Here is an 11758-nt window from a genome sequence, read left to right as displayed (position 1 = left end):
TTTACTATCGCTTAAATGCACCGCGCACGTAAAGGAATCCAGAATAAAGCGCAAAGCCAAGAGCAATGCCTATAAAACCGTAGCAAAGTGAGTAGTAGCACACAACCCAAACAGAAACATTATAAGCGCAAAACATTGGAACAATAGGCGCAAGCAACATTGAAATTCCAACAGATTGAGAAAGTGTCTTATACTTTCCTGCCCAAGATGCTGCAATAACTTTTCCACCTTTATCTATAACGTAAAAACGCAGAACAGTAATGCCTATTTCTCTAAGAACAAACAGTAGAGTAATCCACCAATAAAGTTCACCAAAAGCAGAAGCAATAATAAGAGCAGAAAGTATTAAAAGCTTATCGGCAATAGGATCTAAGAGTTTTCCAAGCTCTGTAACTTGATTATATTTTCTAGCCATCCAACCGTCTAATTTATCTGTTGAAGCTGCGATTATAAACATTGCAAACGCAGCCCAGCGAACCGAAGTAGAAGCATAGCCCCAAGGCCCAGAGATAAGATACAAAACGATGAATACAACAGAAAGAGCTATTCTTATGTAAGTCACAATGTTTGGAGCACAATTCCAACCTTCTAGCAACTTAGACTTACCATTTTGCAACATCGTTAATACCTCCATAACCGCTACACAAATATGGTATAGCAAACGCAAAACTTAATTAACAACTATCCTTTAGCAATGCTTTAACAATACTTAATTCAAAGTGCTTAATTATGCTTAATTATGCTTAATTCAAAGAATCAGACTCGCCTTTAATAAAAGCTAATACTTTAGGCAAATCTTGCGGTTGAACAAGAACCTCACGCGCTTTAGATCCTTCCGAAGGCCCAACAACGCCACGCGATTCAAGCAAATCCATAAGTCTGCCTGCCTTAGAGAATCCAACACGAAGTTTTCGTTGAAGCATAGACGTAGATCCAAATTGCGCACCAACAACAAGCTCGGCAGCTTGAAGAAGCTCATCCATATCGTCGCCAATATCTGTTGTTTTAGCTTGAATTTGAGCCTGTTCGTCTGCTTTTGCAGCCATTTGCTCAATGTCTTCCCTATATCTAGGCTTTCGCTGAGTTCTAACATATTCTACAGCTTTGCGAATTTCTGATTCACTAACCCAAGAGCCCTGAACTCGCTGAGGCTTAGCAGCACCCATTGGAAGGAACAACGCATCTCCTTGACCAATCAAAGTTTCCGCGCCAACAGTGTCTAAAATAACGCGCGAATCCGTAGCAGAAGACGTAGCAAAAGCCAAACGAGATGGAATATTCGCCTTAATTAAGCCAGTTACAACATCAACAGACGGGCGCTGAGTTGCAAGAACCAAATGCACACCTGCAGCACGAGCAAGCTGAGTAATGCGCTGAATAGAACTTTCAACGTCGTTTTTTGCAACCATCATCAAATCAGCCATCTCGTCTACAACAACAAGCAAATACGGGTATGGAGCAACTTTTCGCTCAGAGCCTTTTGGAGCATGAACCTTGCCTTCGCGCACGGCCTTGTTAAAGTCTTTAACATGACGGAAACCAAAGAATTGCAAGTCGTCATAGCGCGAGTCCATCTCTTCAACAACCCATTCAAGAGCTTGAGCTGCCTTCTTAGGGTCTGTAATAATCGGAGTTAGCAAATGCGGAATCCCAGCATATGCAGAAAGCTCTACTCGCTTTGGATCTACCAAAATCATGCGAACCTGCTCTGGAGTAGCACGCATAATAATCGAAGTTAGCATAGAGTTTATAAAGCTTGACTTTCCAGAACCAGTAGCACCAGCAACAAGCAAATGCGGCATTTTATCTAGAGCAGCAGTTACAAAATGACCCTCAACGTCTTTACCAACACCAGTAAGCATAGGATTTGAATCCTGGCGAGCTTTATCTGACCTTAAAACATCTCCAAGGTTTACAATCTCTCGATCTACGTTTGGAATCTCTATACCAATCGCAGACTTGCCTGGAATTGGAGACAAAATACGCACATCTGTGCTTGCTACAGCGTACGCAATATTTTTTTGAAGATTTGTGACTTTTTCAACTTTCACTCCAGGCCCCAGCTCAACTTCGTATTGAGTAACAGAAGGCCCTCTTAAAAAGCCAATAACTTTTGCATCTACTTCAAACTGTTCAAACGTAGAAGTTAGCGCGCGAATTACGCGATCATTTGCAGGAGTTCTAGTTGCATGCGGTTTTCCGTGAACAAGAATGTTCAAATCTGGCAATCTGTACGGCTCTTCGCTGTACTCACTTGAAGAATCGCTAGAATCATTCGCATTATTGGCGTTGTTCACACTATTTTCATCATTTTCTTGCGATGACCTATATTGATCCAACTGCTGACCAGGCATTTTACTCCATGGATCATTGCTATATTGCGATTCGCCACTAATTGGCGCTTTTGGAAATTCGTCAATATACATTTGACCAGAAGACGGCAAAGAATTAGCGCCATAAGTGCCATTAGAAACACCATTAGAACCAACAACACGCGGATGATTACTTTGATTCTGATCTTCTTGCGGGTCCGATTTAGAGCCGTAGTCTTCAATAGAGTAACCATCTTGACTTGGCTTAGAAGAAGCGCTAAGAAAAGCATCATCTCCAGCATACGCATCTAAAAGTTCGCTATTATTACGCTTCTTTTTAGAGCCAAACATAGAATTAAAAATCTTAGAGATTATTGAATTGTGCAAATCTTTACGCGACTTTTCGCCATCGGAAGAGTCGTGAGTTGGAACGCCTTCTGCAAACTCAAGATTATCGCTGCTATTACTCGAATTTTCAGCATCTGTATTCTCTAAGTCTTGATTATTCTTTGACTTTTTAGAGAAAACAGATGAAACAAATTGAGTCACGTCTTCAACATGCAATTTAAGAATCATTAAAATAGCAAAAATTGCAATAATAACAAAAATTGTAAGAGCAAAAATCCTAGATAATCCCCAGGCCAAAGGAGAACCTAAGAAGAATCCTAATAATCCGCCAGATTTTTGCAAATCATCTATATTAAATTCTTGATTTTTGCTTGCAATCAAAATGTCTAAAATTGAGCAAATTGACCATAGAAGAAGAACAAAACCACCTATAACACGAGGATTTCCAGATTTAGCACCACTATTTCGCATAAGCCTAATAGCAACCGCACTAAGCCACACTGGCAAAACAACGCTCATAATTCCAAAAACCGCGGAAGATAAAGAGTGCAACGCAACACCTAAGAATCCACTAACTCTAAACCATTCAGATGCGCAAAAAAGAACAGCAAGAATAAGTATTACAAAGCACAATCCATCTCTACGGTAGGCTTCATCGTATTGCCCAACTCCAAAAAGCGAGCGAACTGCTTTGCCAATAACACGCGGAACAAAAAGCAGAGCAGACTCCCAAAATGGCTCATTAGTCTGCGCTTTAGACTGCTTACCACCCTTGTTTGGCATATAAATCGCTCCTCCATAAAATGCGCGTACAAAAACCGCTAACAACTAGCAAGCTAATCGCCAGCAATCATTCACATTAAGTACAAACACCAACCGAATTACTTAAAATTATCCAATCAATATTATCAAATTAATAGCTTTACTTATTCTACTCCAAAGCGTGCTAACAAAATAAACGTGTTTGAACACAAAAACAAGACAAAACAGAAAGCCATACAGAGTAAAAAAAAATCGGCTGGGAAGCAGCCGATTAAGTGGGGTGGCTAACGCGGCTTGAACGCGCGACCTTCTGAACCACAATCAGATGCTCTACCGACTGAGCTATAGCCACCATTACAGCGCGAAACCCTTCGGGAATCGCACAACAGAGGAATACTATACACGATTTTTCTAATTTGCGCTACCCTTGCGATTTTCGGCGCGTCGCACAAAATACGACGTTACTTAATGACACAATAAGACTATGAGTTTTTTGCAAAAATCAAATGCAACCAGCATGCTCAATAAGCAAGCAGAACATTGGAAAAGCGTTGAAAACAATCGCACTTTTGGCATTCTAAATTCAACGTCACACACAACAAAAGCTCTTCTTTTAGGATCTGGAGAGCTTGGAAAAGAAATCGCTATAGAGCTCATAAGACTTGGTATTAAAGTATGTGCTGCAGATAGCTATGCAAATGCTCCAGCAATGCAAGTTGCGCAAGAAAATCGCGTTTTAGACATGAGCGATTCTAAAAAATTGCAAGAACTAATAAACAACATAAACCCGAACATAATAATCCCAGAAGTTGAAGCAATATCAACCGAAGTATTAAAAGACGTTGTTAAAAACAAAAAAATTCAAGTTGTTCCAAGCTCTAGTATCACTTCGATTGCAATGGATCGCGAAGCTTTGAGAAAAATCGCCCACGAAAAAATTGGTTTGCCTACTACACCATATTGTTTTGCGTCAAATTATAAAGAGCTAGAAATAGGCGCCAAAAAAGTAGGATACCCATGCGTAGTGAAACCAATTATGAGTTCTTCTGGTCATGGTCAATCTATTGTAAAAGATTCTAAAAATCTTGAAGATGCTTGGATAGAAGCACAAAATGGAAGAAGATCTAAGCATAAAACACAAAACTTGCAAAGTGAAGATAGTGAAAATAGTGAAGATATATCTCGCGTAATAGTGGAAGCACTTGCGCCTTTAGACTACGAGTTAACGGTTTTAACAGTGTGCTCAAGCGCTGGAATAACAACATGCGAACCTATTGCACAATGCCAAGAAAACGGCGACTACAGGCAATCATGGCAACCAGCGAACATACCAGAAAATGTTAGAAAATCCGCTCAAAATATTGCAAAAAAAGCCGTTGAAGGTTTAAGCAAAATAGCAAAAGAAAACGGCGAAACAGGCTGGGGCATTTACGGTGTAGAACTTTTTGTTCTTAAGAATGGAGATTTACTTTTTAACGAACTATCCCCTAGACCGCACGACACTGGCATGGTAACCATGATTTCGCAATATTATAGCGAGTTTGCTTTGCACGTTTTAGCAATATTAGGTGTTCCAATCACACAAAAACACGCTGCTCTTTGCTTAAAAGATAACGAAGTTGCATTAAGTCACGCGCTTGTTGTGCAAGGAAACGGTGCTGTAGGATTTACAAATCTTGCACAAGCATTAGATGAAGAAGATTGCGCAAGATGCGATATACGAATTTTTGGAAAGCCAGAAGTTCACGGCTCAAGACGAATGGGTGTTATTTTGACAGTATCGAACAGCGTAAATGACGCAAAATCTTGTGCGACACGCATTGCAAGCAAATTACACACAGTAGAACTGCCATTGTAGAACGCTGAAAAGTCAAGGTTTTTACTACTTTTATTAGACAAAAAATCAAAAAATAATACAAACAAAATGTAGGTAACAATTGTTAGTCTAATCTTGCTGGCGGTTGAATAAACTTTCAAATAATGATGGTTTGCAACACTCAGCCATGGATACAACGGAGAGGCACGTCAATGGAAAAACTTGACAAGTTGTATGAAGGTAAAGCAAAGAAATTGTATGCCACGAGTAACGATAACGTTCTGTGGGTTCAATACATGAATCAAGCTACAGCTGGCAATGGTCTTAAAAAGGCTCAAATTGCTGGCAAAGGAAGCTTAAATAATCAAATCACTTCTCTACTGTTCAATCTTCTTAAAGCTCGTGGAGTTAAAAGCCATTTTCTTGGCAGAATTTCAGATACCGAACAGCTTGTAAAGCGCATGAAGATGTTTCCGCTAGAAATAATAATGCGAAACACAGCTGCTGGTTCTTTTGCAAAACGATATGCCGTTAAAGAAGGAACTGCACTAAAAAAGCCTCTTTTGGAGTTTTGTGTAAAATCAGACGATCTTGGCGATCCTTTTATTAACCCAGAAGGCGTTGTGGCTTTAGGTCTTGCTAGCGAAAGCGAAATGGCAGAAATCACAAAGCAAGCTCACGCTGTAAACAATGCACTTTTGGATATTTTCAACAAAATCGACGTTCAACTCGTTGACTTTAAGATTGAAGAAGGCGTTGATGCGCAAGGAAATATTCTTCTTGCAGACGAGATAACGCCAGACACATGCAGACTTTGGGATAAGCGCAATACAAGCTCCGAAGTAAGTCATTTAGATAAAGACTTGTTCAGGCGCGATTTAGGAGACATAATTCCAGCCTACGAAGAAATATTCTCGAGGCTTAAATCTCTTGCGCAAAGCGAAGGAGTAAACTTCGACGAAGTCAATCCAAACGATTGCGCTGAGCAATGATTTTAATGTGGCTCGTACCTTTTAAGGTGCGAGCCACGCGCGTTCTTAAACAAATAAAATAAAACAAATAAAAAAAAATAGCCAAACACAAATAGCCAAAACTACAATTGCAAGGCAGGTTCACCGTGGTATTTCGCGTTTATGTTGAAAAACAATCTGGTTTCGATATAAAAGCCCAACATCTTAATCACGAGCTTAAAGAGATTCTTGGTATTGATTCTCTAAAATCAACGCGCATAATAAACAGGTATGATGTAGAAGGAATATCTAAAGATCTTTTTAACACTGCTGTTAAAACGGTTCTTAGCGAGCCTACAGTAGACAACACTTACGACTACTTGCCTATTAGCACAAATGAGCATGTTGTTGCTATAGAATTCCTTCCTGGCCAATTTGATCAGCGCGCGCAATCCGCAAGCGAATGCGTACAAATGATTAGTCAGGGAGAATGCCCTAAAGTTAGAACTGCTCAAATTCTTGCTTTTAATGGCAATTTGTCTAAAGAAGACATTGACTCAATTAAACACTACGTTATTAATCCAGTAGAAGCTCGCGAAGCATCGCTAGATAGTGTCGATACGCTTAAAAGTGAGGCGATTGTTCCAGCAAACGTAGAAGTATTAGACGGATTTAACGATTTAGATTCCAACGGCTTGCAAAAATTCATTGAAGATCGCGCGCTAGCAATGGACTTGGCTGATGCTAAATTCTGCCAAGACTATTTTAGAAGCGAAAATCGCAATCCAACTATTACAGAAATAAAAGTAATAGACACGTATTGGTCCGACCATTGCCGCCATACTACTTTTGGAACGCATTTTGAAAACGTTCAAATAGATGACGAGCAAGTAAAAGATGCATTTAATCGTTATCTTAAACTACGAGAAGAGCTTAAGCGCACAAATAAGCCGATTTGCCTTATGGACATGGCAACTATTGGCGCAAAATATTTGAAGCATACAGGAAAGCTTAAAAACTTAGACGAATCCGAAGAAATCAACGCGTGCACAGTAAAAGTAAAAGTTGACGTTAATGGGCACGATGAAGACTGGCTGTTTTTGTTCAAAAACGAAACGCATAATCATCCTACAGAAATCGAACCTTTTGGCGGCGCTGCAACTTGCATTGGCGGTTGCATTCGAGACCCTCTTTCGGGACGCTCCTACGTATATCAAGCAATGCGCGTAACTGGAGCAGCCGACCCTAGAACTCCTATTAGCGAAACTTTAGAAGGAAAACTATCTCAACGAAAAATTGTAACGTCGGCAGCTGCAGGCTACTCGTCTTACGGAAATCAAATTGGATTAGCTACAGGCGAAGTACACGAGATTTACCACCCAGGATATGTTGCAAAACGAATGGAAGTTGGAGCGGTTGTAGCAGCTACCCCAGCAGACCACGTTAGAAGAGAAACACCTGAGCCAGGAGACGTGATTATTCTTCTAGGCGGCAGAACTGGAAGAGACGGAATTGGCGGAGCAACAGGTGCTTCTAAAGCGCAAGACGCAGACAGCATTGAAGAGTGCGGAGCGGAAGTTCAAAAAGGAAATGCACCTATTGAACGAAAGTTGCAAAGACTTTTTAGACGCAAAGACGCATGCCGCCTTATTAAGCGTTGCAACGATTTTGGCGCTGGTGGCGTAAGCGTTGCAACCGGAGAAATCGCAGATGGCTTGATTATTAACTTAGACAAGGTGTCTAAAAAATACGAAGGTCTTGATGGCACGGAGCTTGCGATTTCTGAATCTCAAGAGCGAATGGCAGTTGATGTTTCTGCAAGCGATGCAGACGAATTTTTGAGCTACGCGCGTCAAGAAAATTTGGAAGCGCAAATTGTAGCTACAGTTACAAAAGAAGCTCGAATGAAAATGACTTGGCGAGGAAAAACAATTGTTGATCTAAGCCGCGAATTCCTAGCTTCTAATGGCGCTCCAAAAACACAAGATATTTACGTTGAAAATGGCAAAAAATATGCTACAAAGTGGCAAGACGAAAGTAGAGTTTACTCTGGAAAGTCTTTAGCTGAGCGCATTAAAAATCTTGTTTCTAACATAAACGTCTGCTCAAACAAAGGCCTTAGCGAAATGTTTGACTCCACTATTGGAGCCGCAACCGTTCTTATGCCATTTGGCGGCCGCCGCCAGCTCACTCCAGCACAAGCAATGGTCGCAAAATTCCCAGTATTTGGCGAAACAAACACCGCTTCTGCAATGTCTTGGGGATTTAACCCATACATTATGGAAAAGAACCAATTTACGGGAGCGTACATATCGGTTGTAGAATCTTTAGCAAAACTTGTAGCAAGCGGTTTTACAATCGAAAACGCTTATTTAAGCCTTCAAGAATATTTTGGCAAACCGCAAAATGTTCCAGAAAGATGGGGAAAGCCTACTGCAGCAGTTCTTGGTGCTTTAAGCGCGCAAATTGATTTTGGCGTTGGCGCGATCGGCGGTAAAGACTCTATGAGCGGAAGCTTTGAAAATCTTGACGTTCCTCCAACTCTTATATCGTTTGCTGTTTCTACAGGAGACGCGCGAAATGTTGTTTCTCCAGAATTCAAAAAAACCAATAGTAAAATCCTAAGAATACTACCTACGTATAAAGAAGACGGAATCACGCCTAACGCTCAAAGCTTCTTAGAAGCGATTAGGATTGTTGAAAATCTTACTTCAAACAAGCGCGCTCTAGCAATTAGCACTCCAGGTTTTGGAGCTAGTGCAGAAAGCTTGTTTAAGATGACTTTGGGCAACCATATTGGGTTAAAGCTTAACGACTCTGTTAAAACAGACGACTTGTTTAAGTCTAGATATGGAACTTTCTTTGTAGAAGTGGATGAAGATTTTAACGTTGATGATTTTGCAAACAAGGTTAGCGAAAATCTTGTAAACGTTGAAGTTATTGGACAAACGTGCAATGAATTTAAGCTTTATGCTTGCAACGAAATCATTAGTTTAGATGATTTACAGGAAGATTGGGAAAGTCCTTTAGAGAGCATTTTCCCATATAGAGGTAAAGGAAGCGCAGTTCGCGAAATAAATTCCACTAATCGCAAGCCTGTTAGAAATCATATGAAATATAATAGAAGAACGCCATTGAGCAAGCCGCGCGTAATCATTCCAGTTTTCCCTGGAAACAATTGCGAATACGACACTCAAGCAGCGTTTGAAAAAGCTGGAGCAGAATGCAAAACGCTTATAATCAATAATTTAAGCGCTGATGATGTTGTAGAGTCCGCAAAAGAGCTTGTTAAAGAGATTAATAAAAGCCAAATTGTTATGATTCCTGGCGGCTTCTCTGGAGGTGACGAGCCAGACGGTTCTGCAAAGTTTATAGCTGCATTCTTTAGAAACCCTGCAGTTAGCGACTCTGTTCGTGATTTGCTAAACAATCGCGATGGCTTAATGCTTGGTATTTGCAACGGCTTCCAGGCTCTTATTAAGCTCGGTCTTGTTCCATTTGGAGATATTGTTCCAATGGATGCAGAATGCCCGACTTTAACGTTTAACACTATTGGAAGGCATCAAAGCAAGATTGTTAGAACTCGCGTTGCTTCTAATCTTTCTCCATGGCTTTCAAATTGCAAAGTTGGCGATGTTCATAGTGTTGCAATATCTCATGGAGAAGGTCGATTCGTAGCATTGCCAGAAGTTATGGATACTCTTATACAAAACGGCCAAATTGCAACGCAATACGTTGATAGCAATGGCGTTCCAAGCATGAATCTTAAAGTAAATCCAAACGGTTCGCTTATGGCTGTAGAAGGAATCACTAGCCCAGATGGAAGAGTGTTTGGAAAAATGGGTCATTGCGAGCGCAGCGGTAACGGTTTGTACGTAAATATTCCAGATTTTAGAACACAAAACATTTTTAGCTCTGGCGTTGAATACTTTACGTCATGATTGGGGATTCACAATTTGTGATTTACGACTTACAACTTACGATTTACAACTTAAGATTTACAACTTTAAAACAATAGGGGGTGCGAATGTCTGCTGAACTTGAAGGAGTTCACGAAGAATGTGGCGTTTTTGGAGTGTGGGGTCATTCCGATGCCGCAAGGCTTACCTACTTTGGCTTGCACGCATTGCAACATAGAGGCCAAGAAGGTGCTGGAATAGTTGCAAACGATAATGGCCATCTTAAAGGATACAGAAACTTAGGTCTTTTAACTCAAGTTTTTGCAAACGAAGACATTATGAAGCATCTTACTGGAAACAGCGCGATTGGCCACGTTCGCTACGCTACTGCTGGATCTGGAAGTGTTGAGAACATTCAACCTTTTCTGTTTTCTTTCCACGATGGAGATGTTGCTTTAGGACATAATGGCAATCTTACTAATTGCACAACTCTTAGAAATAAGCTAGAAGATTGCGGAGCGATTTTCCACTCTAACTCCGACACAGAAGTTTTGATGCATCTTATTAAAAGATCGAACAAAACTTCATTTATGGATAAGCTTAAAGATGCGCTGTTAACTGTTCATGGCGGTTTTGCATACTTACTTCTTACAGAAGACGCGCTTATTGGAGCAACGGATCCTAATGGTTTTAGGCCTCTTAGTCTAGGAAGAATGAGTAATGGTGCTTACGTTCTTGCATCGGAAACTTGCGCTTTAGATATTGTTAGCGCGGAGTTTATTAGAGACATTGAGCCTGGCGAAATAATCGTTATTAATAATGATGGATACAAGATTGAGCGTTATGCAAAGAATATTCAGCACGCTGTTTGCTCAATGGAGTTTATCTATTTTGCTCGCCCAGATTCTAATATTTACGGCATTAATGTTCATTCTGCTCGAAAGCGCATGGGAGCACGCTTAGCTAAAGAGTCTCCTGTAAACGCAGATATGGTGATTGGTGTGCCTAATTCTTCGCTTTCTGCAGCTGCAGGATACGCCGAAACAAGCGGAATCCCTAACGAGATGGGTTTGATTAAAAATCAATACGTTGCGCGCACTTTTATTCAGCCAACGCAAGAGCTTAGAGAACAAGGCGTTCGCATGAAGCTTTCGGCTGTTAGAGGTGTTGTTAAGGGAAAGCGCGTAATTGTTATTGACGATTCAATCGTTCGCGGAACAACGTCTAAGAGGATTGTTCGTCTTCTTAGAGAAGCTGGCGCTAAAGAGGTTCATATGCGAATCTCTTCACCTCCTCTTAAATACCCGTGCTTCTACGGAATCGATATTCAAACTACTAAAGAGCTTATTGCAGCTAAACATTCCGTTGAGCAAATTCGCGAGTATATTGGCGCTGACTCTTTAGCATTCTTATCTTTAGACGGTCTTGTTGAGTCTATTGGGTTAAATAAGCCTGCTCCGTACGGAGGATTATGCGTAGCGTATTTTAATGGCGACTACCCTACTGCTTTAGACGACTACCGAGATGAATTCTTAGCTTCGCTTTCTAAAGAAGACAAGGAAGTTTTAGAGAATATTAAAAAGAATAGTAAATACAATTTTGCGACTAAAAACTGCGATTAAACTACGACTAAACTACGATTAAACTACGACTAAACTTCGACTAAACACT

General features: G+C 40.6%; 6 protein-coding genes and 1 tRNA gene. 4 read left to right on the top strand and 3 right to left on the bottom strand.

The window, feature by feature from the left end; all coding sequences use genetic code 11:
* Positions 1–4: 4 nt before the first annotated feature.
* From pgsA to HXT45_RS03565, 3 genes are all read right to left on the bottom strand, one after another.
* Positions 5–619, bottom strand: coding sequence for a CDP-diacylglycerol--glycerol-3-phosphate 3-phosphatidyltransferase (gene pgsA / locus HXT45_RS03575; RefSeq protein WP_004130762.1), 615 nt, complete (start codon positions 617–619; stop codon positions 5–7).
* Between the two features lie 124 nt (positions 620–743).
* A complete protein-coding gene (locus HXT45_RS03570) occupies positions 744–3443 on the bottom strand; it encodes a DNA translocase FtsK (protein ID WP_421781275.1) in 2700 nt (899 codons plus the stop codon).
* A 255-nt stretch (positions 3444–3698) separates the two neighbouring features.
* A tRNA-His gene (locus HXT45_RS03565) sits at positions 3699–3774 on the bottom strand.
* A gap of 132 nt (positions 3775–3906) precedes the next feature.
* On the opposite strand from HXT45_RS03565, the gene purT reads away from it, so the two are divergent.
* The 4 genes from purT (at position 3907) to purF (ending at position 11709) form a co-directional block, all read left to right on the top strand.
* Entirely contained in the window at positions 3907–5280 is a 1374-nt protein-coding gene (purT, locus tag HXT45_RS03560) for a formate-dependent phosphoribosylglycinamide formyltransferase (protein WP_421781273.1), read from the top strand.
* A gap of 170 nt (positions 5281–5450) precedes the next feature.
* Complete coding sequence (gene purC / locus HXT45_RS03555) at positions 5451–6230, top strand: phosphoribosylaminoimidazolesuccinocarboxamide synthase (RefSeq protein WP_004133193.1); 780 nt, start codon at positions 5451–5453, stop codon at positions 6228–6230.
* A gap of 125 nt (positions 6231–6355) precedes the next feature.
* A complete protein-coding gene (locus HXT45_RS03550) occupies positions 6356–10129 on the top strand; it encodes a phosphoribosylformylglycinamidine synthase (protein WP_421781271.1) in 3774 nt (1257 codons plus the stop codon).
* Positions 10130–10215: 86 nt separating this feature from the next.
* Positions 10216–11709 (top strand): amidophosphoribosyltransferase, encoded by a 1494-nt coding sequence (gene purF / locus HXT45_RS03545; RefSeq protein WP_421781269.1) that lies wholly within the window; start codon positions 10216–10218, stop codon positions 11707–11709.
* Positions 11710–11758: the final 49 nt, after the last annotated feature.

The organism is Gardnerella sp. DNF01199S, from assembly GCF_049244155.1.
GTDB lineage: Bacteria > Actinomycetota > Actinomycetes > Actinomycetales > Bifidobacteriaceae > Bifidobacterium > Bifidobacterium piotii.
This window is presented reverse-complemented; position numbering and strand designations above follow the sequence as displayed.

Bases quoted from the DNA above. Each gene is read 5' to 3' on its own strand.
- pgsA (WP_004130762.1), bottom strand. From the start codon at position 619: ATGTTGCAAAATGGTAAGTCTAAGTTGCTAGAAGGTTGGAATTGTGCT.
- HXT45_RS03570 (WP_421781275.1), bottom strand. From the start codon at position 3,443: ATGCCAAACAAGGGTGGTAAGCAGTCTAAAGCGCAGACTAATGAGCCA.
- purC (WP_004133193.1), top strand. From the start codon at position 5,451: ATGGAAAAACTTGACAAGTTGTATGAAGGTAAAGCAAAGAAATTGTAT.
- purF (WP_421781269.1), top strand. From the start codon at position 10,216: ATGTCTGCTGAACTTGAAGGAGTTCACGAAGAATGTGGCGTTTTTGGA.
- purT (WP_421781273.1), top strand. From the start codon at position 3,907: ATGAGTTTTTTGCAAAAATCAAATGCAACCAGCATGCTCAATAAGCAA.